The organism is Variovorax gossypii (genome assembly GCF_003965815.1).
GTDB lineage: Bacteria > Pseudomonadota > Gammaproteobacteria > Burkholderiales > Burkholderiaceae_C > Variovorax > Variovorax gossypii.
This window is the reverse complement of sequence record NZ_RXOE01000002.1, coordinates 1402486-1424697: the sequence shown is the minus strand read 5'-3', so window position 1 is coordinate 1424697 and position 22212 is coordinate 1402486. Positions and strand designations below refer to the sequence as shown.

Here is a 22212-nt window from a genome sequence, read left to right as displayed (position 1 = left end):
CACTCAGTCTTCAGCGAAGAACTCGTTCGCGGCCACCTCACCGGAGCGCTTCGCCAGCTTCGAACTTGGCGGGATTGCCAGGCGCCGCTGCTTTGATTGCGCCGTGCGTTCAGCCTTTTCCAGGGGATGCCCGAGGAAGTGCTCCTGAAGGGTGTTCTTCAAAGGGGAGTTGTTTGTGGCTTGGCCGATCTCGACGAGGTCGCGAGCCGACACCAGTTTGATGCCGTACTTCTTCGTCCTTTCGGCGGCCGCGGCAATCAGCGCCTCTGCCTCGGGGGTGAGTGTGCCCGAGGTCCAGAATTCAAATTCGAACCTGCACTTGTGCCAGAAAGTGTTGGCGGCTGCGGCTTTGCGCAGGAGGGGAATCCGATCTCTCAGCCAACGTTCGATCATTTCGTCGGGCACGGTGCCGCCGGGCCGGTAGCCTTTGCACTCGATGAACCGGATCGCGTGGTCCCGATGTTCAACCAGGACGTCGACTTCGGCGGAGCTTCCGTCCGCGCGGAACACTTCATTCACCTGAATGGACGTGTGGGGGCTGGTGGTCCGCACGATCTCAGCAACCAAGTATTCAAACAAGGCTCCGCGTAGATTGTTCGCCGCGCCCTCTATGTGACTGAGCTGTGCGAACACCGCGTCGATCTTTTCGAAGGTGCCGGCGCGCGGGAAGACCTCGCGCAGCAGTTCCGCCAGCTCCCGCAGCGCCTTGGCCACCTCCAGGCCAAACAGCGACGCTGTAGTGGCGGACATGACTCCCTGTTCCCTGGCAAGCGCGTAGGCCTCGGGGGTATACCCGTCCGCGACGAACACCTGTAGACAGGCGCCGACTTTGGTCAGGCTCCGCAACGTTGTGCACTTGTTGATGAATGGCCGTAGTTCGTCCGCCGACACGTTGACGCCCAATAGCACGTCGCAGACCAGGAAGCCTGGCTTGGGCTTTGCTCTTGGGACACGCTTTGCCAGCGGCCCAAGGTAGGAAGGTCCAGCCAGATCCCAATGGAAGGTCCCCACCTTGGGCTGGCGGTCGTTCTCGTCGCGAAGCTCTACTTTGTTGTAGCTGACCATCCCCAGATTTCGCGCCCAGTCCTTCACAGCGCCCAGCAGGACTTGTTCCGTGTAGAGCCGAGCACGCATCCGCGCGAGCTCAAAGGCATCGGATGCACTCTGGTGCGACAGCTCCACACATTCGCCGATACCCGGTTCGTCGACGGTGCGCACAAGCTGGGCAGCCTTCAGCCGCTCCAGAATGCCCGCCGGGGACAGGTGGCCGCGCTGCGCAACAGGAGCGCCGCACGCGATCGTGAAATGCCCGACCGGCATGGCGCCGCCACGTGCCATCAGCGCAGCCAATCCGCCTCCATATGACACAGAGTTGGCAAGCAACTCATGCGTCAACGCATGCCAGAACTCGGGGGAGCCGTAGTCGGATTGGAGGTACACGAACCGCGCACGGTGCGGAAACAGGATGTGCGCCAGCTTCTTGATCGAGGTAGCGCGCGAAACCTTCTGCCGCGCATTGACGGCGGACAAACCATGCTCCTTGATCAGCGCTGCCACGAGGGTGGTGCTGACACAGGGACCAATGTTCTTCAAGGTGGTTTCGACCAGGTCGGGCATAGTACGGTAGTGTTGTCACACTACGCTATTTATAACACGTTAATACGTGGTACCTGGCTCCCCATTTGCACGGAGGATGGACGCACAGTTCCACGCGGTTTTTCAGACCATGAACAACCGCTCCCGAGCATTCGCTGTCACAATTGCTGAATTCTACTTGCCACTGTCGCACAGCTGTGCGACAGTGAATCGGGTACTCAGCCAACGGTCTAGCGCGGGCGCATTGCAAGGACTCGCACTGGGGCTGCCCACCACGCCGACCTCAGTGCTGAAAGCGCTGCAAGCGGTCCGAGATGCGCCGGAGACTCCCAAGCTCCCAAGCGGGTTTAACTGTATGCATGTACAGTACCCGATGGCTCCTGTCGTCCATGCTCAATTGACGCCTGTCTGGTCGTTCCAGCACCTTGGACGGCTGTTTCCACGATGCCGTTGCGTCGACATAGCTCCAAGCCACCTGCATACATCGGCTTTACAAGTTAGCAAATGTATCGAACAATACCCGTATAGCAACCACTGCGGGCTCGACTATGGCACCTGCAGCAGAAAAAGAGGGGGAGTGACGCTTGCGCATTGGAAAGCACGCCTTTCAAGGTATCCATCTGCATGTGTCGCATCCGCTGCGCGCGAATCGGGCGCTACTTGCTTTTTCGCCTGGCACATTGGCTTAGGCGCGAGCTTCGATAACGCCGTGTTCAAGACCCCTTTCGGGCCGTTCGATGGAGACAGCTGGGAGCGTCTCTGCCAGCAAGTATTCAAGAAGAAGTTTGCCGCTGACGGATACCAGCACATTCCTGCCACGCCCGGTGATTTTGGACTCGAGGGGTTCACTACCACCACGGGTTGTGGTTTCCAGTGCTACTGCCCTGACGCGCTCTACCCCGGCAAAGAGCTTCACGAAAAGCAGCGCGACAAGATCACTACAGACCTCAAGAAGCTTAAGACCTACGAGCAGGACCTGAAGAAGCTGCTGGGCACCACGAAGTTGCGCCGCTGGTACTTGGTGACGCCCACCGTCGCGCGCAATGAGCTGATCAAGCACGCACGCACCAAGGAAGCCGAAGCGAGGGCGTGGAACCTCTCGATCCTGGCACCAGACTTTGAGGTACTGATCCAGGATGGCGATCACTACGCCTCCGAAATCCAAGAGCTGCAGTTCGCTTTTGGCAAGGCGCTGGATTTCGGAGGTCTGCCAACGGTACTTCCCCCGCTCGGCAGCGCGCCGGAAGTGTACGAGAACAACATTGTCCGAAAAACCAAGGCCAGACTGCAAGGCCGCTTCACCGCCGACAAGATTGCGGTGAAGGAGGCGGAGCTCAACCAGCGTACGAGGCGGGAGTTTTTGGAACACGATAGTCACTTCCGTCGGATTAACGAGCAAGCCCCCACCGTTCATTCGCGCCTGATGAGGCTCATCAATGGATACGAGGCCCACGTCCTAGAGACACGCGCAACGTGGGAGGGAACTCCGCAGCAGCTCACCGACAAAATTCGAGAAGGCTTGGCCGAACGCATCTCGAAAGAGCTCGCGCCGCATATCGACGAAACAGAGGCGGCGCTTATCGCGCGATTGATGGTCGCACGATGGATTGCTGTTTGCGAGCTCGACTATGAATGAGCTCATCGAGGAACGACGCCACCTCGTTTTCGAACGTCGTCCTGCTCCTGTGTTGGTGGAGCATCGACCGCTGTACAAGATTTGTCAGCTATTGCTTGTGCTGCGCTTGTCATCTCGCGGCGGCAAATCCACGCTGCCGCGGCTGCACCTCTTTAATTGGGCGCTTAAGCGCACCGGCCGCATGCAGAAACTGGTCGATGCCGCGAAGGCGAAGGCTCTACATATCACCGCGTGGGGTTTCGATCCGGCTGTTGCCATCGCAATTCGCTATGCCGTTGCCGAGGATTTGATAAAGACGACCTCCACCGGCTATCAAATAACTGGAAAGGGGCAGGCTTTGATCGACGAGGTTCTCGAGGATGAGGCCACCTTCTCCCAAGAGCGGGCTCTTCTGAAGGAAATCGGCAAGGAGATCACCGAGAACATGGTTGAGAGTGTTGCAAAGGGATGGGAATCGGCATGAATATTCGAGCCATAAAGGTTAGACTTGCGACGGTCAAGGGAGACTTTGGTTTCAAGTTTGAATTCGGCCGAGGGTTGACCGTGATTCGCGGAAGCAATTCGAGCGGCAAGAGCACGTTGTTCAACTGCCTCATGTACGGTTTGGGCATGGACGAACTGGTAGGCGGCCGAGGCGAGAAGGTTCTACCGTACGCGGTCAAGGAATTTTTCAACCACGGCGAAGAACGTGTGGAAGTTGCGGCATCGGAGGTCTTCGTCGAGCTGGAGAATTCGAGTGGCGCCAGCATTACGTTGCGCAGGGCAATTCGCGACACCGCTCGAGACACCAAGCTTGTCGAGATATTCGAAGGTGGTCACCTGACGGTCCCTTCGGCCGGCCTTGGCTCCCCGAAGCCGACCTTCCTCTTCGATCCAGGAAGCGCCAAGAAGCAAGAAGGCTTCCACCATTTTCTTGAGACCTTCATCGGATATCAGCTTCCGTCGGTCGCCACGACATCCGGCGGCATGACGAAGCTCTACCTGCAGGCAGTTTTTGCCGCCTTGGCTGTCGAACAGAAGCGAGGCTGGACCGACTACATCGCCAACATTCCCTTCTACGGTATACGAGACGCGCGTACCCGGGTCACCGAATTCCTGCTGGGTCTGAGCGTATTCGAGCGGCAGGCGAAGCGCGCCGAGTTGGATGCGGATTCGATGGCCATCGACACAAATTGGCGCAGGGCCTACGACAACTTGTGCCAAGCTGCGGCAGTCAACGGCGTGGTTATCGAAGGCCTGTCAGTGACTCCGACCGCGTTGCTCGACGCTTCGTCTGTCCAGTTCGTGAAGTCGAACGGGCAGACAAAGATCTCCCTTGCAGAGCATGTTGGCCAACTGAGGGCCGAGCATGCGGCACTCGGCGCGAAAGCCGAAGCATATGGCAAAGCCTCTGGTGCCGAGGCGCTACAAGAGCTCGATTCGGCCTCCGAGGAGCTGCAACGCCTAAGCGTGCTTCACGAGCGCGCCACTGCAAACCTGGCGCTCCAAAAGGCCTCGCAAGAAGAGTTGTGCACCCTATTGGCCGAGGCAAATGAGGATCTGGACCGCAACAAGACCGCCCTCAAGCTCCGCGACCTTGGCGCGCAGATGGAAATAGACGTTGCGACCGACCACTGTCCGACGTGCCATCAGCCGGTCGATGACACGTTGCTTTTCGGCATTGTGTCCGGCCCCCAAATGGATCTGCGCACCAACATCGAGTACCTCGAGAGCCAGCGCAGGATGTTGCAGCGCCAAATTAATGGGTCGCAGGAAGAGATTCGGCAGTCCGAGATCGCGGTAGCTGACGTGGCCGCAAGGCTCGCAGCGAAACATGACTATCGAAACTCGCTGCGAGGCGACGTCAGTACTGGCGCAGCAGAGTCACGTGCCATCGTGCGCCGCCAGATCCAGATCGAACTCGAACTGTCCAACCTTGCAGGGTTCGAGACGCAGGCCGCAACTTTGCTTATCAATCTCGAAGGCGCTGCCGCCAGACTGGCAGTCAACCAGGCTGCTCGGAGGGCCTTGCCCAAAGATGCCTACAGCGAGCAGGACCTGTTGAGGATCGGCCTTTTCGAAAAAAACTTCCGCAGTAATGCAAGCTCCTTCGGCTATGAGAGCGCCGAGATTCGAGACATTCGGATCAGCACGGACACACTGACCCCGACACTCTCAGATCTCGAGCTTCGGGAAATTATTACCAAGCCGAAGGCCAGTCTCATCGCAGATTCAAGCGCCAGCGACTTTGTCCGCCTAATCTGGAGCTACCTGCTGGCGCTGTATCAGACATCAGCCACGCGAGGCTTTGAAGGGAATCATCCAGGTGTCTTGCTCATGGATGAACCTGGTCAACACTCCATGCGCTCAAGCAGCCAGCACGCGCTGCTGCAGTTGCTGAGCGGCGAGGGGAAGCTGCAATCCATCGTCGCGGCCTCGTTTGACGAGAACGAGTCCGTGTTCAAGGAGGCGACCGCCGGCCTTAAGTTCAAGCTGATCGAGTGGGAAGGCAAGGTCATCCAGCCACTCCAATGACCTCGAAAACAGAAGATTCGAAGAGGCCTCGCAGACACTTGGCGACGCTCAGCCCGCCGGGCCAAGTACCAGCTTGAAAACCTCATTGCGCTTGGTCGTCCGGGCTATGCGCCGAGCAGCCATCCGGATCGGAATCGTAATCGATATGCCCGCCCTAGAATCTCCGCCCAATCAACGAAAGGAATCAGCGTGAAGATCGACATCTACGAGATCACCTCGAAACCGATGAGCTTTGTCAGTGTTCCGGCAGGGGCGGATGTGACCGTCGCGGTGCCGCTCGACATGGAATTGCGTCCTTTCAGGCAGGGAATAGACCTCGACGGCGCGCGGAAGCCGCTGGCCCTCGACACAGACGAGATCAAGGAGCAGATTGCGCGCCAGGGCTATGCCCTCCACGCCGCCGACATCTCCGTGGCCGGCGGCTCCTAGCCTGTCCCAACGCCGCGCGAGTCTTCCCGCCGGCGAACGTCACTCGCGCGCCGTCCAGAAGCCATGGAACGAAAACCGTACTCACGCTACTTCACAGAGGACTCTACTCCCGCCTGGAAGTGCCCGTCGTGTCACAGCGGGCTATTGAAACTCTCCAAGGAAAACTTGCTGAGGCGTCAAACAGCTGCCAGCGCAGCTGAGCAGAGACAAGACTTCTCTGAGTTTGAATGGATCAAGACCAAGGTGGCCGCCATGTTCGTTTGCAGTCATTGCGGTGAGTCAGTCGCATGCGCCGCGGACGGATGGGTCGATGAGATCTACGGCGACGATGAATATGGAGACATCCAACGCGATTGGGAGGATCGGTTCACCCCACGGTATTTCGCCCCTCCACTCGTGCTTATGGACATCCCAGAAGACTGCCCCGAGGGAGTTGCAAGCCATCTCCAAACCTCGTTCTCGATGTACTTCTGTAATCCTGGCGCGAGCGCCAATGCCGCCCGCATTGCCCTCGAAGTTCTGATGGACGAATGGGGAGTCCCGAAGGATGACAACGGGAAAACGCTCACGCTCCACCAACGCCTGCAGCGACTGCCCCCGGCGTACTCTGGTCTCGAAGAGTTACTGCTGGCTGTAAAGTGGCTCGGCAACGACGGCAGTCATGGGGGAAACCTGACCAAGGACGACGTCAATACGCTCTACGACATCTTGGAAGTCGCGCTGCACGAAGCCTATGACAAGAAGAAGGACACGGTCCTTGCCAAGGCCCGCGCAATCAACCAGACGCGCGTGAAAAAGCCCTAAGTCAGCGGTACACCCGCTCCGGGTCAAGCGAGATCTCAATCATCGTCTGGTAGGCCTGGACACACATGCACTCCTCAACAGCCCGGCGCGCGAGCGTCCCGCTCACCTCGGGCGGCGCCACGTGCAGCCCGCGATATTTGGGCCCTTGTTGTGGAACTGGATGCCGGCGAGATTGCTCACGAAGGCGTACGCGTGTAAGCGTCTCGTGAACCCATCTTGAATCGGCGTTAGGAGCAAAGGATGCTCGTATCCACTAAAACTTGGTGGACACGTGAACACTATCTCTCCTCAGCACACAGGCGATCGGCGACGGCGCCGCCTGCACAGCGACGAGTTCAAGGCCAACGCCGTTGCGTTGGCTGCACAACCCGGTATGTCGATGGCGGCTGTGGCGATGTCTCTCGGTATCAATGCGAACCTGTTGCGTCGCTGGGTGCGTGACGCGGAGATCCAGCCGCGTAGGACCGAGCCAATTGATGTACCGAAGGCATTGCCTGGTGCCACCCCAAGCCCGGCAGTCAGCGGATTCGTGCCTGTGCAGTTGCCCGCGCCGGCTGAGGCGCCTGCGCCTGCCGGAGACATCCGCATGGAGGTGCGCCGCGGCGCAGTGCACGTCGTGGTGACCTGGCCAGCCGCGCTGGCCAGCGAGTGCGGTGGCTGGCTGCGAGATCTGCTGCGGTGATCAAGGTCGAGGCCGTCTGGTTGGCCGTCGAGCCGCTGGACATGCGATCGGGCACCGAAGCTGCGCTGGCGCGGGTCGTGCACGTCTTCGGCGCCGCCAGACCGCACCACGCCTATCTGTTCGCCAACCGCCGCGCCAACCGGATGAAGGTGCTGGTGCACGACGGCATCGGGATCTGGCTGGCAGCCAGACGGCTGCACCAGGGCAAGTTCCTCTGGCCTCATGACGCCGCTCCCACGCTCAGCCTGAGCCGTTCCCAGTTCGACGCCCTGGTGCTGGGCCTGCCGTGGCAGCGAGTCGGCGAGGCCGGCTTGATCCGCGTGATCTAGCGCAATTGCCGAAGTTGCTGATGCTCTCCCGGGTGTCCTGGGGCATCATCACCTTCCGTGAGCGACACGGCCACCAACCTCGACCACCTGGACGCGCAGCAACTGCGTGAGCTGGTGCAGTCGCTCATGGGCCGGGTGGAGGCCGGTGAACTGGAGATCGATCGGCGCGACCGCGAGATCGCGTTCAAGCAGGCCACCATCGACAAGCTCACGCACGAGATGGCCGTGCTCAAGCGGTTGAAGTTCGCCTCGAAGTCGGAATCCTTCTCCACTGAGCAGAGGAATCTGCTGGAGGACACTCTCGACGCGGACCTTGCGGCGATGGAGCTGGAGTTGGAGCAGCTCACACCGGCCAAGGCTGCACCTCAGGGCAAGCAGCAGCCCAAGCGCCAGGCACTTCCTTCCCATCTACCGCGTCGCGAGATCCACCACGAGCCTCGCAACGTAGCCTGCGTGTGTGGCTGCGTGCTCAAACGCATCGGTGAGGACGTCGCCGAGAAGCTCGACTACCAGCCCGGCGTGTTCACGGTGGAGCGCCACGTCCGCGGCAAATGGGTGTGTGCCCGATGCGAGACACTGATCCAGGCGCCGGTGGCGCCCCACATCATCGACAAGGGCATCCCGACAGCCGGGCTGCTCGCGCAGGTGCTGGTGGCGAAGTACCTTGATCACCTGCCGCTGTACAGGCAGGAAGCCATCTTCGGCCGAGCGGGCCTCGCGATCCCTCGTTCGACGCTGGCCGCCTGGGTTGGCCAGTGCGGCGTTCACCTGCAGCCGCTGGTGGATGCACTCAGGAGCGAGATGCTTCGCAGTCAGGTGCTCCATGCGGACGAGACCCCCGTGGCCATGCTCAAGCCCGGCCACGGCAAGACGCATCGGGCGTACCTCTGGAGCTACTGCACGACGGCCTACGACGCACTATCCGCAGTGGTGTTCGACTTCGCCGACAGCCGCGGCGGGCAGCACGCCCGGGCCTTCCTTGGGCTTGGCGGCGAGAGCGGCTGGCGCGGCACCCTGGTGTGCGATGACTTCTCCGGCTACAAGGCGTGCTTCGAGCTGGGCGTTACCGAGGCCGGCTGCCTGGCGCATGCCAGGCGCAAGTTCCATGAGCTGTGGGCCAACCACGGCAGCCCGATCGGTGAGCAGGCCTTGAAGTTCTTCGGCGAGCTCTACGAGGTTGAACGGGTCGTGGCCGAGCTGGAACCAGAAGACCGCCGGCGCGTGCGCCAGGAGCGCTCACGGAAGGTGGCCGATGCACTCCATCAATGGCTCACCGCGCAGCGACAGAAGGTGCCCGAGGGCTCGGCGACCGCCAAGGCCATCGACTACAGCCTGAAGCGCTGGCTGGCGCTCACGCGCTACATCGACGATGCGGATCTGCCGGCCGACAACAACCGGGTGGAGAACCAGATCCGGCCGATCGCCCTTGGAAGACAGAACTGGCTGTTCGCCGGCAGCTTGCGCGCCGGCCAGCGAGCTGCGGCCGTCATGAGCCTGGTGCACTCGGCGCGTCTGAACGGCCATGAGCCGCATGCGTACCTGAAGGATGTCCTCGAGCGGCTGCCTACGCACCCGGCCAGCCGCATTGCAGAGCTGCTGCCGCATCGCTGGTTGCCAACGTCAGCTTTCTGATCCATGCCGTCGTTAAGAGGGGTCGATCGCGCGCTCACACCGGGTCAGCTTGCGAACTCGAAACAGGCGAGCTAACCACGAGCGCCGCAATCCCCCGCGTGCGACAGGCGAGTGGCCTCGGACTTGCAAGAGCTTCAGACCTTCAACCCACCGTCGACGTACAGCTCGGTGCCATTGATATAGCTGGTGAAGTCACTCGCAAAGAAGGTCACCACGTTGGCGACTTCGTCGATCGAGCCGATCCGTCCAAGCGGGCTCTTGGCAGCCAGTGTCTGGATTCGACTCTCGTCGCTCACTGCGCCGAGCGCCTCCCGCAGTGAGGGCGTATCGATTGCGCCGGGGCTGATCGTGTTGATTCGGATGCCACTGCCCTGCAGGTCTTTGATCCAGGTCTTCGTGAAAGCGCCCAGGCCCGCCTTTGCTGCGCCATAGACGCTCATGGAGACCGGCGCTTCGTGGGAGGCAGTGGACCCGATCAGGATGACTGAGCCGCCGGGCTTCATGAGCGGCAGCGCAACCTGCACGGTGTGCACTACGCCTAGCAGGTTCGTGCCGATGACCTTGGAAAATTTCTCCTCGGTGATCTCGCCGAGGCGGGCATTGGCGCCAACGGCCGCATTGGCTACCACGACATCCAGCCGGCCGAACCGCTCGCGGATGATCGCGGCCAGCCGCTCCATGTCGGCGCGGTTCGACACGTCCGCGGCGAGCCCCAGGCAGTTCGGTCCGATACGTTCAGCAGCTTGCTCGATCGTGTCTTGCTTGCGGCCCGTAATGACGACGCGGGCGCCGCATTCGACAAACTGCCGCGCGATGGCGGTTCCGATCCCGGAGCTTGCGCCAGTGACGACGGCTACCTTTGAGTCGAGTGAAATTTGCATGTGAATTCTCCATATCACATAGGAATGCGGACGGGCCGGAAGGCTCCTCTTGGACTAGCCTTGGGCGGTCGGCCGGACAACGATGGTGCCGACGTCGACCTCCTTGGGTTGCTCGATGGCGAAAGCGATGCAACGCGCGATCGCGTCTGGGCCGATGGCCATCTCGCCCATCTGCTTTTCCACGGCCGCTCTCGCGGACGCGTCGGTGTTGGATGAAGCGAACTCGGTCGCAACGAACCCGGGCGAAACCTCCGTGACGCGCAGCGTGGGGCCGGCCTCTTGCCGCAGGGCTTCGGTGAGAGTTCGCACGGCGTTCTTGGTCGCGGCGTACACGCCCTGTGCGGGAACGATCCGAAGCCCTGCAGTCGACACGATGTTGATGACGTGGCCGCTCCCCTGGAGTCGAAACACCGGAAGCGCCGCGGCGATCCCGTAGAGCACCCCGCGGATGTTGACATCGATCATTGCGTCCCAGTCCTCGACGCGCAGCTCATCGAATCGCGACAGCGGCCCGATGCCCGCGTTATTGACGACCACGTCCACGCGGCCGAAGCGGGCCACTCCGGTGTCGACAAGCATCTGCAAATCCTGCCGGCGCGTCACGTCTGTGGGCCGGTACACGGCCTGCCCGCCTGCCGCTTCGATCTCCTGGGCCAGTGCGCGAAGCTGTGTCTCGCGCCGCGCCCCGAGAACCACTTTGGCGCCGCGGGACGCCAGGTGCAGCGCGGTCGCGCGGCCGATGCCGCTGCTTGCGCCGGTGATGACAACAACCTGATCTAAGCTCATGGGAACCTCCAATTGCGATGGTTCTAAGGTAGCCTCCGGAACTGCCACCGTCTCTTGCGAAACGCCATGGTTTTCTCGCGATCGTCCAAACCAGCAGCTGATCCGCTGTGGAACGTGATCACGGCCCTCGGCGCTGGCAGCGCACGACGCACTCGCCTTGAAGCTTCCGGCCACTGGAGCCTGTCGTTTCCCGTTGTCGACCGGATCAAATTCGTGGCAGTGCTTCGTGGTCGCTGCTGTGTGGTCCTGCCGCGAGGGGAAGTACATGACCTGGCACAGGGCGACGTGTGCCTGGTGGGGCGCACCCCCTATGTCGTCGCAAGCGATCCCAAGACGCCGGCGATGGACGGCCTCCCTCTTTTTACGAATCCCGATCGAGAGGTCGTCCGCCTGGGTGGCGACGAGAGCGTCCTCATCGGAGGAAGCGTCAGCTTGTCCAAGGCGGGAATGGCGTTCGCCCTCGACGCGCTGCCGCCATTCCTCCACATCGGCAGTTCATCACCTTCCGCGACGGCCGTGGCGCGCACCCTGGGCTTGCTGGAAGTGCAAACCGAGATAGCAGCGATGGGTGGAACACTCGTCGCGGTCAAGCTCGCCGAAGTTCTGCTGGTGGAAGCACTGCGCGTCTATTCGGCAGAGAAGGGCCGCGCGTTTGTAGGATGGGTCTCGGCGCTCGGGGACAGGCAGATCGGCGAAGCGCTTCGGCTGATGCACGGTGAGATAGCCATCGCCTGGACCGTGTCCACGCTCGCGAAGCGTGTCGGGATGTCGCGGTCGGCCTTTTCGGATCGTTTTACCAATCTCGTGGGCCGCCCCCCCATGGACCACCTACGCGCACTTCGCATGGCGCTCGCCCAGCAGATGCTGCAGGACGGGGCCGCGGACGTCGGCTTGGTGGCCGCACACGTCGGGTATTCCTCTCAGAGCGCATTTGGTCAAGCGTTCAGACGCACGTTCGGCCGTTCCCCGATGTCGACTCGGAAAGGCATCAGTCACTCTCACGGAGCACAGACCGGGCCATGACGCATATAGCGGGACGTGGCTCAGTCTTAGTCGTTCTATGCAATAAGCTGTTCCCTCCGGCCTGCTTGTTGGAGGTGGGTGGGTCAAAGCGGAGCTAGGTCAGCGAGCGTTCTGGTGGGCCAAGAAGTCAGTCAGGCAGCCACGCGGTGCGCTCGTCGCTGTGAACTGGCAGAGACCGCGCGCGCATCGGCTCCTCGTCAAGATGGGACACCCATCCGCTTACGTACGCGTCCGGCAAAGTCATCTTGATCCTGTCTTCGCTCCATAGGAGGCTCTACTCCTTAACTTCTTCGTGGACACGTGGACACTTCTGTTCTGGAGCCAGCCGGCCGGCGCCGCAGGCGCAAGTACAGCGCCGAGTTCAAGGCCGAACTCATCAGGGCCTGCCAGCAGCCTGGCGTATCGAGCGCGGCGATCACGCTGGCCAACGGGCTCAACGCCAACATGCTTCGCCGGTGGGTCAACTGCGCCGAGCAGCCTGAGTCTGCCGCTGCACCTGCCAGGCCGCTGCCGCCGCCCCCCTGAGTTCGTCCCCTTGAAGTTGCCTGCACCGCAATCACAGACCGACATCCGCATCGAACTTCAACTCGGCGGCGTCAGTGTCTCGGTGAGCTGGCCGGTCAGCGCCTCAGCGGACTGCGCGATTTGGGTGCGCGCGGTGCTGCGGTGATCCGAGTCGATGCACTGTGGCTGTCGGTGGAGCCGATGGACATGCGAGCCGGAACCAACACTGCATTGGGCCGGGTCGTGGCGGTGTTCGGCGCTTCCCATCCGCACCACGCCTACGTCTTCGCCAATCGCCGCAGGGACCGGCTCAAGGTGCTCGTGCATGACGGCATCGGCATCTGGTTGTGCGCGCCGCCTGCATCAAGGCGGCTTCGTTCGAGCCTCGCTGATGAACGAGGCTCTGACGCAGGCGCAGTTCAACGCACTGGTCCTCGGCCTGCCGTGGAAGACACTGGGAGAAGCCGGGATCATCACGACGCTGTGCCGCAAGCAAAGCGCCCGCAAGAGCCTCCGCCGATGCGCGCGGCAGTCCTCCGATACGCGCCGCGGCGGAGAGTCAGCGGGACACCTTGACTTGAAAGTGCGCTATACCTGACGTGCCGACCATTGGGGTACAGGGCTGGCTTTCACGTACCCCCGATCTGGCATTTCGATACCCCTCGAGATACCCCCAAGATGCGCCGGATTGAGGCATACTGCATCGGACTCAATCAGACAACGGAATAGCCCTCCCCAGAGGAGAAAACAAAAAGGCCGGACACCTTTGGAAGTGTCCGGCCTGGTATCTGGTCCCGCCGCCAGGAATCGAATCAGTACACTCCTCCGTGAAGCCGGTCCAGGTAGTCCGCCCACTGCTGCATCATACGGGTGCGATGTTGCATGTACTGCGTGCGGTTGTAAGCCCGACCGTTAGCATCCTTCACCGCATGGGCGAGTTGAGCCTCAATGACCAGCGGATCGCAGTCCAGCCGCTCCGCCAACATGGTCCGAGCTGTTGCCCGAAAGCCGTGCCAAGTCTGGACCTCCGCAGTGTAGCCCATGGAGATAAGCGCTGTACGAACAGAATTTTCGGAGATTGGTCGCTCATGACTACGCTCCCCAGGAAAAACGAGAGCGCCACGCCCCGTCAAAGGATGCAGGTCACGTAGCAATCTCACCGCCTGCGTCGGAAGCGGAACCAGGTGCGGACTGCCATGCTCCTTGCCAGCCTTCTCCCGCTTCATCCTTGCAGCAGGAATGGTCCAAAGCGCCGCATCAAGGTCCACCTCCGCCCAGGCAGCAGCTCGCAACTCACCCGGCCGCTGGAAGAGCATGGGAGCAAGTTGCAGCGCCGCCCGGACGATCGGACCGCCCTTGTAGGCACGAATCGCGCGCAACAACTTGCCAAGCTCCGTCGGATCCGTTATCGCGGCGAAATGTCGGCCTCTGTAGGGCTGCAGCGCGCCCTTCAGGTCGCCTGTTATGTCTCGACTCGCCCTACCGGTAGCAACCCCATACCGCCATACCTGACGCGCCAGCATCAGGCCTCGATCTGCGGTTTCGATCGCACCGCGCTCCTCCACTTTGCGGAGAGTGGCCAGAAGCTCCACAGGATCGATCTCAGCCAATCGACGCTCGCCCAGCCAAGGGAACAGGTCACGCTCGAATTGGCGCAGCGCACGCTCCGCATGGCCAGCGCTCCACTGATCCTTCTGCTTCCCGTACCACTCCATGGCAACCACGCTGAAAGTGTCACCGGCGGGGTTGGTCGCCTTGAGCTTCTGCACCTTACGCGCCTGGATCGGATCGATACCGTCCGCCTTCTGAAGCTTGGCGGTGTCTCGGGCCTTTCGCGCCTCCGCCAAGCTCATCGTCGGATAGCTGCCCAGAGCCATCCGCCCCTCTTTCCCATTCGCATAGGTCTTCCAGAACCACCGCTTCGAGCCGGCAGGACTCACCTCCAAATACAAGCCAGAGGAGTCGGTGAATCGCGCACGCTTCTTGTCTGGCGGACAGGCGGCGTTCTTGCAGTGTTTGTCGGTCAACATGGGGGAGGCAGTCCGAAGATCAGGGCAACCGGGGAACAAATACCCCGAAAGTCTCAAATTCTGCCCTATGTTCCCCGGTTTGTTCCCCGCTTTTGGCTTGGCTGCCAATGGACGTCGTCGGATTTCATCGGACCGCCAACAGGTGATTTCCCAATGAAAAAGGGCGTTCACCGGACTTTAGTGAACGCCCTCGGACGTTATGTTGGTGGAGCTGGGGGGATTTGAACCCCCGTCCGCAAGCCTTCATCGCGCAGTTCTACATGTTTAGTGATCTGTTTTGAGTCTCGCTTCCGGAGTCGCGCAGTCACACGCTAAACCGGACGCCAGCACCCTATTTTCTCGCCCCGACCCAAGGTACCCGGATCGGAGCCAGCCCATGTAGTTATCCTTGCAGCCGGGAGGTCAGGATTGCTCCAGACCCCCTTGCCCAGCCCATCGGCCAACTGTTGCAAGGCTCACTGGCAATTAAGCAGCGAGTGCGAAACGTTCGTCGTTTGCAGTTAGTTTGTTTGAATCTGTTTTACGAGCGCATTCAGCTCGACATGCCCCGCTGCGACTCCGAACCCACGTCGAAACCAGTGCAGCCCCAAGGGAAGAGTATTTTAGGCGCTATCGAGCAACTTCAAGAGCTCGAGGGGTGAAGTTATCGAAGCATCTGCTTCCCAGAGCGTCGAATCGGCCTGATTTCCCATGTAGCCGTATGTCGCCGCGACGGTGCGCATGCCTGCCGCGCGGCCCGCGATGATGTCGCGCTCGTCGTCGCCCACGTAGATGCATGCCTCGGACGGCACGCCGAGCCGACGCGCAGCCTCATGCAGAGGTTCGGGATGCGGCTTGGCAAACGGCGTGGTGTCGCCGCTCACCACCGCACCTGCACTCCCGAACAGCGGGATGGCCCGCGTGAGCGGATCGGTGAAGCGCATCGACTTGTTGGTGACGACACCCCACAGGAGCCCACGCTCGCGCAGCGCCTCGATCAGAGCCTGGATACCGTCGAACACCTGGGTGTTGAGCAGCATGCGGCGCTCGTAGGTCACGAAGAATTCCTCGCGCAGTTCGGGAAACTCGGGCGACTCCGGCGTGATGCCGAACGCAACGCCGAGCATGCCGCGTGCGCCCGCTCCGGCCATGGGGCGGTAGCGCTCCAGCGGGAGCGAGTCGAGGCCGCGGTCTGTACGCATCTTGTCTGCCGCAGCGCCCAGGTCGGGGGCGCTGTCGATCAACGTGCCGTCGAGGTCGAACAGCACGGCCTTTGTCTCGACGCCCATCATCCTTGCGATCCCGGTTTTTGCGTCGCGAACATGTAGTTGACGCTGGTGTCGTTGCTCAGCCAGTAGCGACGGGTCAATGGGTTGTGCTCCAGCCCACGGGTATGCCTCAGATCGAGGCCAGCCGCACGGCAGTAGCCGGCCAGTTCGCTGGGCCGGATCAGCTTCGCATATTCATGGGTGCCGCGCGGCAGCATGCCGAGCACGTACTCCGCGCCCACGATCGCCAGCATGAAGGCTTTCAGGTTCCGGTTGATCGTCGAGAAGAACACCCATCCGCCCGGCTTCACAAGCGAGGCGCAGGCCTGGATCACTGAGGCCGGCTGCGGCACATGCTCGAGCATCTCCATGCAGGTGACGACGTCGAAGCTCCCGGGCTGCTCCGCGGCCAGCGCTTCAGCGCTTATCTCGCGGTACTTCACGCCCTTTGTGCCAGCCTCGAGCGCATGCAGTTGCGCAACCTTGAGCGCCTTGCCCGCGAGGTCGATCCCCAGGACTTCGGCCCCCTTGCGGGCCATCGAATCAGCCAGGATGCCGCCGCCGCAGCCGATATCCAACACACGACGTTGCGAAATTGGCGCAATACCGTCAATCCATTCCAGCCGCAATGGATTGATTTCATGCAGCGGGCGAAATTCGCTTTCCAAATCCCACCAGCGATGCGCGAGCTCTGAAAACTTGGCCAGTTCGGCCGGATCCGCATTCAGGTTTTCTGTCATGAAGCGATTATGAAACGAGCGATGTCCGATAAACACCGAGTAGTCTTTACCGAAGATCAATCGCGAATTCGGCAGCCATAAAAAAACCCCGCCGAAGCGGGGTTTCATTGTCGATGGAATCGATCGATTAGTTGGCGCGGGTGCCGACCACTTCGATTTCCACGCGACGGTTCTTGGCGCGGCCTTCCTTGGTGCGGTTGTCAGCCACAGGCTGCTTCTTGCCCTTGCCTTCGGTGTAGACGCGGTTGCGTTCGATGCCCTTCGAGACCAGGAAGGCCTTGACGGCTTCGGCGCGACGCACCGACAGACGCTGGTTGTAGGCGTCCGTACCGATCGAGTCGGTGTGGCCCACGGCAATGATGACTTCCAGGTTGACGCCACGGATCTTCTCGACCAGATCGGTCAGCTTGGCGCGGCCTTCGGGCTTCAGAACCGACTTGTCGAAGTCGAAGAAGGCGTCAGCAGCGAAGGTCACCTTCGAAGCAGCGACTTGAGCAGCGGGCGGGGGAGTCGGGGTACCGGGGGTCGGAGCCACGGCAGCCGGAGCGGGAGGAACCAGAGCGCCGTCGCAACCAGCAGCAGCCGTTGCGGGCGTCCAGTTGGCATCGCGCCAGCACAGTTCGTTCGTGCCGTTCTTCCAAACCAGTTCGCCGGTGCCGTTTTGCCAGTTGTCGATCGTAGGACCGCCGTCCGCAGCGGTGACACGGGTCTGCGCGCCGGCGGCAGTGGCGAGCGCAGCGACTGCAAACATCATCGCCACTTTATTCAGTTTCTTCATGGTTCTCCTCTTGGGGAAAAAGCCGCAGCCGCGCTGCGAATCAAGGACGCTTTAAGTGACCACCACCCAAAACGTTGAGGCGATTGTGCCATAGGGTCTTTGGCAAACAGGCCGCTGGACAGCCCGGAAGCGTAGGACGGAGGCGGAATAGGCGCCTTGTGTTGCGGCGGTGCGACACCCCTCACAGCGTAAAATTTCGCCTTCCTGCCGCCAGCCCCTTGCTCATGACCTCCTTCGCAAAAGAAACCCTGCCCATCAGTCTCGAAGAGGAAATGCGCAGCAGCTATCTCGATTACGCCATGAGCGTGATCGTGGGCCGAGCGCTCCCCGATGCCCGCGACGGCCTCAAGCCGGTGCACCGCCGCGTGCTCTACGCGATGCACGAGCTCAACAACGACTGGAACCGGCCATACAAGAAGTCGGCCCGTATCGTCGGCGACGTCATCGGTAAGTACCACCCGCACGGCGACCAGTCGGTCTACGACACCATCGTCCGTCTGGCCCAGGACTTCTCGATGCGTCACATGCTGGTCGACGGCCAGGGCAACTTCGGGTCGGTCGATGGAGACAACGCGGCCGCAATGCGGTATACGGAAATCCGGCTGGCCAAAATTGCGCACGAAATGCTGGCCGATATCGACAAGGAAACAGTCGACTTTCAGGACAATTACGACGGCTCCGAAAAAGAGCCCAAGGTGCTGCCGAGCCAGCTGCCGAATTTGCTGGTCAATGGCTCCGGCGGTATTGCGGTCGGCATGGCCACGAATATCCCGCCGCACAACCTGAACGAGGTTGTCGACGCCTGCCTGCACCTGCTGCGCAACCCCGAAGCCAGCATCGACGAGCTGATGGAGATCGTGCCCGCGCCCGACTTCCCCACGGCCGGCATCATCTACGGCATCAACGGCGTGAAGGACGGCTACCGCACCGGCCGCGGCAAGGTCGTGATGCGCGCCAAGTGCCACTTCGAGGACATCGACCGCGGCCAGCGCCAGGCGATCATCGTCGACGAGCTCCCCTACCAGGTCAACAAGAAGACGCTGCAGGAGCGCATGGCCGAGCTGGTGCACGAGAAGAAGATCGAAGGCATCAGCCACATCCAGGACGAGTCCGACAAGTCGGGCATGCGCCTGGTCATCGAGCTCAAGCGCGGCGAAGTGCCCGAGGTGGTGCTCAACAACCTCTACAAGCAGACCCAGCTGCAGGACACCTTCGGCATCAACATGGTGGCGCTGGTCGACGGCCAGCCGAAGCTGTGCAACCTGAAGGACCTGATCGAGGTCTTCCTGCAGCACCGCCGCGAGGTGGTCACCCGCCGCACGGTCTTCAACCTGCGCAAAGCCCGCGAGCGCGGCCACGTGCTCGAAGGCCTGGCGGTGGCGCTGGCGAACATCGACGAGTTCATCCGCATCATCCGCGAATCGCCGACGCCTCCGGTGGCCAAGGCCGAGCTCATGACGCGCAGCTGGGACAGCAAGCTGGTGCGCGAGATGCTCACCCGCACGCGCGCTGACGGCGGTGTGATCAACGCCGACGACTATCGCCCCGAGGGCCTCGAGCGCGAATTCGGCATGGGCAACGACGGCCTCTACCGCCTGTCGGAAACGCAGGCCCAGGAAATCCTGCAGATGCGCCTGCAACGCCTGACCGGCCTCGAGCAGGACAAGATCGTGGCCGAGTACAAGGAAGTCATGGCCGAGATCGACGACCTGCTCGACATCCTGGCCCGGCCCGAGCGCGTCTCGACCATCATCGGCGAAGAGCTCGGCACCCTCAAGCAGGAGTTCGGCCAGTCGAAGATCGGCGCGCGCCGCAGCCAGGTGGAGCACAGCGCCTACGACCTATCGACCGAAGACCTGATCACGCCGACCGACATGGTGGTCACGCTCTCGCACAGCGGCTACATCAAGAGCCAGCCGCTGGGCGAATATCGCGCGCAGAAGCGCGGCGGCCGCGGCAAGCAGGCCACCACTACCAAGGACGACGACTGGATCGACCAGCTCTTCATCGCCAACACGCACGACTACATCCTGTGCTTCTCCAACCGCGGCCGGCTCTACTGGCTCAAGGTGTGGGAAGTGCCGGCGGGTTCGCGCGGCTCGCGCGGGCGCCCCATCGTCAACATGTTCCCGCTGCAGGAAGGCGAGAAGATCAACGTCGCGCTCGCGCTGACGGGTGAAAAGCGCAACTTCCCGGCGGACCAGTACGTGTTCATGGCGACCTCGATGGGCACGGTCAAGAAGACCGCGCTCGACGAGTTCAGCAACCCGCGCAAGGGCGGCATCATCGCCGTGAACCTCGACGAGGGCGACTACCTGATCGGCGCGGCGCTCACCGACGGCAAGCACGACGTGATGCTCTTCAGCGACGGCGGCAAGGCCGTGCGCTTCGACGAGGAAGACGTCCGCCCGCTGGGCCGCAATGCGCGCGGCGTGCGCGGCATGTCTCTCGAAGCCGGACAGGGTGTGATCGCCATGCTGGTGGCCGAGGACGAGCAGCAGAGCGTGCTCACCGCCACGGAAAATGGTTACGGAAAGCGAACAAGCATTACCGAATACACCCGTCACGGACGGGGAACCAAGGGCATGATCGCGATTCAACAGAGTGAGCGCAACGGCAAGGTCGTTGCTGCGACTCTCGTGCACGCCGATGATGAGATCATGCTCATCACCGACAAGGGTGTGCTGGTGCGCACCCGGGTTGCCGAAATTCGTGAACTAGGTCGCGCGACGCAAGGCGTTACGCTGATCGGGCTCGACGAAGGCGCCAAACTCAGCGGGCTACAACGTATCGTCGAAAACGACGCGAACGGCGAAACCGAGCCGGACGCGGACGATACTTCCTCATCTTCAACGGAGAATCCTCAGTGAAAACAATCAAACTCGCACTTCTGACGGTCGCCCTGGCAAGCAGCTCGATGGCGGCGATGGCCCAGGACAAGGCCACGCTCATCAAGCAGTTCATCGACATCCAGCGTCCCGGCATCGAATCGCTGGCACGCGGCCTGGTCGAGCAGTCGAGCGCCCCAATCGCACAGGCGGGTTCGCAATACCTGCAGACCCAAGTGCCCGAAGCCAAGCGCGAAGCCGCCGCCAAGGCAGCCGACGCTGAGCTGAAGAAGTACTTCGACGAGACCTACCCCATCGTGCGCGACAAGGCAGTGCAGCTGGCGCCCGGCGCCCTCACCCCGCTGATGGAGCAGAACTTCAACGAAGACGAGCTCAAGCAGCTGCTGGCCTGGATCAACTCGCCCCTGAGCAAGAAGTACCAGGAACTGAACCCCAAGATGCAGACCGCCCTGACGGAAAAGCTCGTGTCCGAAACGCGTGCAACGGTCGAGCCCAAGATGCAGGCACTCGACACCGCCGTCGCCAAGGCCCTCGGCGCTCCGACCGACGGTGCCGCTCCCGCCAAGGCACCTGCCAAGGCTCCAGCCAAGAAGTAAGGGCAACGTGACCCAGCAGCAGACCCCGACCGGCAAGCGTCCCTACAACTTCTCGGCCGGTCCGGCCGCCATGCCGGAGGCGGTGCTGCAACGCGCCGCCGCCGAAATGCTCGACTGGCAAGGCAGCGGCATGAGCGTGATGGAGATGAGCCATCGCGGCAAGGAGTTCGGTTCGATCTGCACGCAGGCCGAAGCCGACCTCCGCATGCTGCTGGCGATTCCCTCGAACTTCCACATCCTGTTCATGCAGGGCGGCGGGCTCGGCGAGAACGCCATCGTTCCGCTGAACCTGTCGCGCGGCAAGACCGCCGACTTCGTCATCACAGGCAGCTGGAGCAGCAAGTCGCACAAGGAAGCGCAGCGCTACTGCGCCGCGCGCGTGGCCGCCAGCAATGCCGACGACCAGCACACGAAACTGCCCGATCCCGCGACCTGGCAGCTCTCGAAGGATGCCTCGTACGTGCACGTGTGCTCGAACGAGACCATCAACGGCATCGAGTTCCAGCAGTTGCCCGACCTGGCCGCGCTCGGCAGCAGTGCGCCGCTGGTCATCGACTTCTCGTCGCACGTCGCCTCGCGCAGCGTCGACTGGAGCCGCGTGAGCCTCGCGTTCGGCGGCGCCCAGAAGAACCTCGGCCCCGCCGGCCTGACCATCGTGGTCGTGCGCGACGACCTGCTCGGGCATGCGCTCGAGATCTGCCCGAGCGCGTTCAACTACAAGACCGTGGCCGACAACCACTCCATGTACAACACCCCGCCGACCTGGGGCATCTACATGGCGGGGCTCACGTTCAAGTGGCTGCTGGAGCAGACCGAGGACTCGCATACCGGCGTCGCCGCCATGGAGCAGCGCAACATCGCCAAGGCGAAGCTGCTGTACGACTTCATCGACGGCTCCGATTTCTACGCCAACCGCATCGACCCGGGCTGCCGCTCGCGGATGAACGTGCCGTTCTTCCTGGCCGACGAGGGCCGCAACGAGGCCTTCCTGGCCGGCGCACGCGAAGCCGGGCTGCTGCAGCTCAAGGGCCACAAGTCGGTCGGAGGCATGCGCGCGAGCATTTACAACGCCATGCCGCTAGCAGGGGTGCAGGCTCTCGTGGCCTACATGCGAGAATTCGAGCGATCGCATGCCTAGGCGCATGCCCAGCCGCTC

22 protein-coding genes, 1 other RNA gene and 1 pseudogene are annotated in these 22212 nt (G+C 62.0%); 16 read left to right on the top strand and 8 right to left on the bottom strand.

Features of this window, described 5'->3' with window-relative positions:
- Nucleotides 1-3 precede the first annotated feature (3 nt).
- Nucleotides 4-1617, bottom strand: coding sequence for a hypothetical protein (locus EJP69_RS14195; RefSeq protein WP_126470740.1), 1614 nt, complete (start codon nt 1615-1617; stop codon nt 4-6).
- A gap of 688 nt (nt 1618-2305) precedes the next feature.
- On the opposite strand from EJP69_RS14195, the gene EJP69_RS14190 reads away from it, so the two are divergent.
- The 8 genes from EJP69_RS14190 to tnpC all read left to right on the top strand — a co-directional run bounded on the left by EJP69_RS14190 (nt 2306) and on the right by tnpC (nt 9622).
- Nucleotides 2306-3232, top strand: a complete 927-nt coding sequence (locus EJP69_RS14190; protein ID WP_126470738.1) for a hypothetical protein — start codon at nt 2306-2308, stop codon at nt 3230-3232.
- Nucleotides 3225-3695, top strand: a complete 471-nt coding sequence (locus EJP69_RS14185) for a hypothetical protein (protein ID WP_126470736.1) — start codon at nt 3225-3227, stop codon at nt 3693-3695. The genes EJP69_RS14190 and EJP69_RS14185 overlap by 8 nt, the downstream gene beginning before the upstream one ends.
- On the top strand, nt 3692-5746 hold the full coding sequence (locus EJP69_RS14180) for an ATP-binding protein (RefSeq protein ID WP_170217106.1): 2055 nt from the start codon (nt 3692-3694) through the stop codon (nt 5744-5746). The genes EJP69_RS14185 and EJP69_RS14180 overlap by 4 nt, the downstream gene beginning before the upstream one ends.
- A gap of 189 nt (nt 5747-5935) precedes the next feature.
- Nucleotides 5936-6175: a hypothetical protein gene (locus EJP69_RS14175; RefSeq protein ID WP_126470732.1), complete on the top strand. Its 240-nt coding sequence runs from the start codon at nt 5936-5938 to the stop codon at nt 6173-6175.
- 144 nt (nt 6176-6319) lie between these two features.
- Nucleotides 6320-6979 (top strand): DUF4145 domain-containing protein, encoded by a 660-nt coding sequence (locus tag EJP69_RS14170; protein ID WP_170217105.1) that lies wholly within the window; start codon nt 6320-6322, stop codon nt 6977-6979.
- A gap of 271 nt (nt 6980-7250) precedes the next feature.
- Nucleotides 7251-7661 carry a transposase gene (locus tag EJP69_RS14165; protein ID WP_240652141.1) on the top strand — a complete coding sequence of 137 codons (411 nt, stop codon included), beginning with the start codon at nt 7251-7253 and terminating at the stop codon, nt 7659-7661.
- Nucleotides 7658-7990: an IS66 family insertion sequence element accessory protein TnpB gene (gene tnpB, locus EJP69_RS14160; RefSeq protein WP_148112189.1), complete on the top strand. Its 333-nt coding sequence runs from the start codon at nt 7658-7660 to the stop codon at nt 7988-7990. Before EJP69_RS14165 ends, tnpB begins: the two co-directional genes overlap by 4 nt.
- 126 nt (nt 7991-8116) lie before the next feature.
- Nucleotides 8117-9622, top strand: coding sequence for an IS66 family transposase (tnpC, locus tag EJP69_RS14155; RefSeq protein ID WP_240652165.1), 1506 nt, complete (start codon nt 8117-8119; stop codon nt 9620-9622).
- 134 nt (nt 9623-9756) lie between these two features.
- Here tnpC and EJP69_RS14150 read toward each other — a convergent pair whose 3' ends face one another.
- The gene (locus tag EJP69_RS14150; protein WP_126470726.1) at nt 9757-10503 is read right to left on the bottom strand and encodes an SDR family NAD(P)-dependent oxidoreductase; all 747 of its coding nucleotides are present in this window, start codon (nt 10501-10503) and stop codon (nt 9757-9759) included.
- A gap of 54 nt (nt 10504-10557) precedes the next feature.
- Entirely contained in the window at nt 10558-11289 is a 732-nt protein-coding gene (locus EJP69_RS14145; protein WP_126470724.1) for an SDR family oxidoreductase, read from the bottom strand.
- Nucleotides 11290-11355: 66 nt separating this feature from the next.
- On the opposite strand from EJP69_RS14145, the gene EJP69_RS14140 reads away from it, so the two are divergent.
- The 5 genes and pseudogenes from EJP69_RS14140 to EJP69_RS29840 all read left to right on the top strand — a co-directional run bounded on the left by EJP69_RS14140 (nt 11356) and on the right by EJP69_RS29840 (nt 13414).
- Entirely contained in the window at nt 11356-12312 is a 957-nt protein-coding gene (locus EJP69_RS14140) for an AraC family transcriptional regulator (RefSeq protein WP_126470722.1), read from the top strand.
- A gap of 300 nt (nt 12313-12612) precedes the next feature.
- Nucleotides 12613-12837, top strand: coding sequence for a transposase (locus EJP69_RS14135; protein WP_126470720.1), 225 nt, complete (start codon nt 12613-12615; stop codon nt 12835-12837).
- A 10-nt stretch (nt 12838-12847) separates the two neighbouring features.
- On the top strand, nt 12848-12982 hold the full coding sequence (locus tag EJP69_RS29985) for a hypothetical protein (RefSeq protein WP_276318381.1): 135 nt from the start codon (nt 12848-12850) through the stop codon (nt 12980-12982).
- 35 nt (nt 12983-13017) lie between these two features.
- Nucleotides 13018-13110, top strand: a pseudogene (locus tag EJP69_RS30050) (hypothetical protein); the annotation flags it as partial.
- Nucleotides 13111-13141: 31 nt separating this feature from the next.
- Entirely contained in the window at nt 13142-13414 is a 273-nt protein-coding gene (locus tag EJP69_RS29840; protein ID WP_240652140.1) for a hypothetical protein, read from the top strand.
- A gap of 214 nt (nt 13415-13628) precedes the next feature.
- Here the strand turns inward: EJP69_RS29840 and EJP69_RS14125 are convergent, their stop codons facing one another.
- From EJP69_RS14125 to ompA, 5 genes are all read right to left on the bottom strand, one after another.
- Entirely contained in the window at nt 13629-14846 is a 1218-nt protein-coding gene (locus EJP69_RS14125) for a tyrosine-type recombinase/integrase (protein ID WP_126470718.1), read from the bottom strand.
- Between the two features lie 203 nt (nt 14847-15049).
- Nucleotides 15050-15434, bottom strand: a transfer-messenger RNA (tmRNA) gene (ssrA, locus tag EJP69_RS14120).
- Nucleotides 15435-15448: 14 nt separating this feature from the next.
- Complete coding sequence (locus tag EJP69_RS14115; protein ID WP_177213629.1) at nt 15449-16117, bottom strand: HAD family hydrolase; 669 nt, start codon at nt 16115-16117, stop codon at nt 15449-15451.
- Nucleotides 16114-16833, bottom strand: coding sequence for a bifunctional 2-polyprenyl-6-hydroxyphenol methylase/3-demethylubiquinol 3-O-methyltransferase UbiG (ubiG, locus tag EJP69_RS14110; RefSeq protein ID WP_126471105.1), 720 nt, complete (start codon nt 16831-16833; stop codon nt 16114-16116). Before ubiG ends, EJP69_RS14115 begins: the two co-directional genes overlap by 4 nt.
- A gap of 127 nt (nt 16834-16960) precedes the next feature.
- Nucleotides 16961-17611, bottom strand: a complete 651-nt coding sequence (gene ompA / locus EJP69_RS14105) for an outer membrane protein OmpA (protein WP_093199080.1) — start codon at nt 17609-17611, stop codon at nt 16961-16963.
- 224 nt (nt 17612-17835) lie between these two features.
- Between ompA and gyrA the strand changes: the two genes are divergently transcribed.
- The 3 genes from gyrA to serC are packed head-to-tail and all read left to right on the top strand — an operon-like array spanning nt 17836 to nt 22194.
- Nucleotides 17836-20481, top strand: a complete 2646-nt coding sequence (gene gyrA / locus EJP69_RS14100; RefSeq protein ID WP_093199077.1) for a DNA gyrase subunit A — start codon at nt 17836-17838, stop codon at nt 20479-20481.
- On the top strand, nt 20478-21056 hold the full coding sequence (locus tag EJP69_RS14095; protein WP_093199075.1) for a DUF2059 domain-containing protein: 579 nt from the start codon (nt 20478-20480) through the stop codon (nt 21054-21056). Before gyrA ends, EJP69_RS14095 begins: the two co-directional genes overlap by 4 nt.
- Nucleotides 21057-21063: 7 nt before the next feature.
- Nucleotides 21064-22194: a 3-phosphoserine/phosphohydroxythreonine transaminase gene (gene serC, locus EJP69_RS14090; RefSeq protein WP_126470716.1), complete on the top strand. Its 1131-nt coding sequence runs from the start codon at nt 21064-21066 to the stop codon at nt 22192-22194.
- Nucleotides 22195-22212 lie beyond the last annotated feature (18 nt).

Excerpts from the sequence above, each read along its gene's own strand:
- EJP69_RS14115 (WP_177213629.1), bottom strand. The coding sequence starts at position 16,117 with ATGATGGGCGTCGAGACAAAGGCCGTGCTGTTCGACCTCGACGGCACG.
- EJP69_RS14180 (WP_170217106.1), top strand. The coding sequence starts at position 3,692 with ATGAATATTCGAGCCATAAAGGTTAGACTTGCGACGGTCAAGGGAGAC.
- gyrA (WP_093199077.1), top strand. The coding sequence starts at position 17,836 with ATGACCTCCTTCGCAAAAGAAACCCTGCCCATCAGTCTCGAAGAGGAA.
- EJP69_RS29840 (WP_240652140.1), top strand. The coding sequence starts at position 13,142 with ATGACGGCATCGGCATCTGGTTGTGCGCGCCGCCTGCATCAAGGCGGC.
- EJP69_RS14150 (WP_126470726.1), bottom strand. The coding sequence starts at position 10,503 with ATGCAAATTTCACTCGACTCAAAGGTAGCCGTCGTCACTGGCGCAAGC.
- EJP69_RS14185 (WP_126470736.1), top strand. The coding sequence starts at position 3,225 with ATGAATGAGCTCATCGAGGAACGACGCCACCTCGTTTTCGAACGTCGT.
- tnpC (WP_240652165.1), top strand. The coding sequence starts at position 8,117 with ATGGGCCGGGTGGAGGCCGGTGAACTGGAGATCGATCGGCGCGACCGC.
- ompA (WP_093199080.1), bottom strand. The coding sequence starts at position 17,611 with ATGAAGAAACTGAATAAAGTGGCGATGATGTTTGCAGTCGCTGCGCTC.
- EJP69_RS14195 (WP_126470740.1), bottom strand. The coding sequence starts at position 1,617 with ATGCCCGACCTGGTCGAAACCACCTTGAAGAACATTGGTCCCTGTGTC.
- EJP69_RS14145 (WP_126470724.1), bottom strand. The coding sequence starts at position 11,289 with ATGAGCTTAGATCAGGTTGTTGTCATCACCGGCGCAAGCAGCGGCATC.
- EJP69_RS14140 (WP_126470722.1), top strand. The coding sequence starts at position 11,356 with ATGGTTTTCTCGCGATCGTCCAAACCAGCAGCTGATCCGCTGTGGAAC.
- EJP69_RS14125 (WP_126470718.1), bottom strand. The coding sequence starts at position 14,846 with ATGTTGACCGACAAACACTGCAAGAACGCCGCCTGTCCGCCAGACAAG.
- ubiG (WP_126471105.1), bottom strand. The coding sequence starts at position 16,833 with ATGACAGAAAACCTGAATGCGGATCCGGCCGAACTGGCCAAGTTTTCA.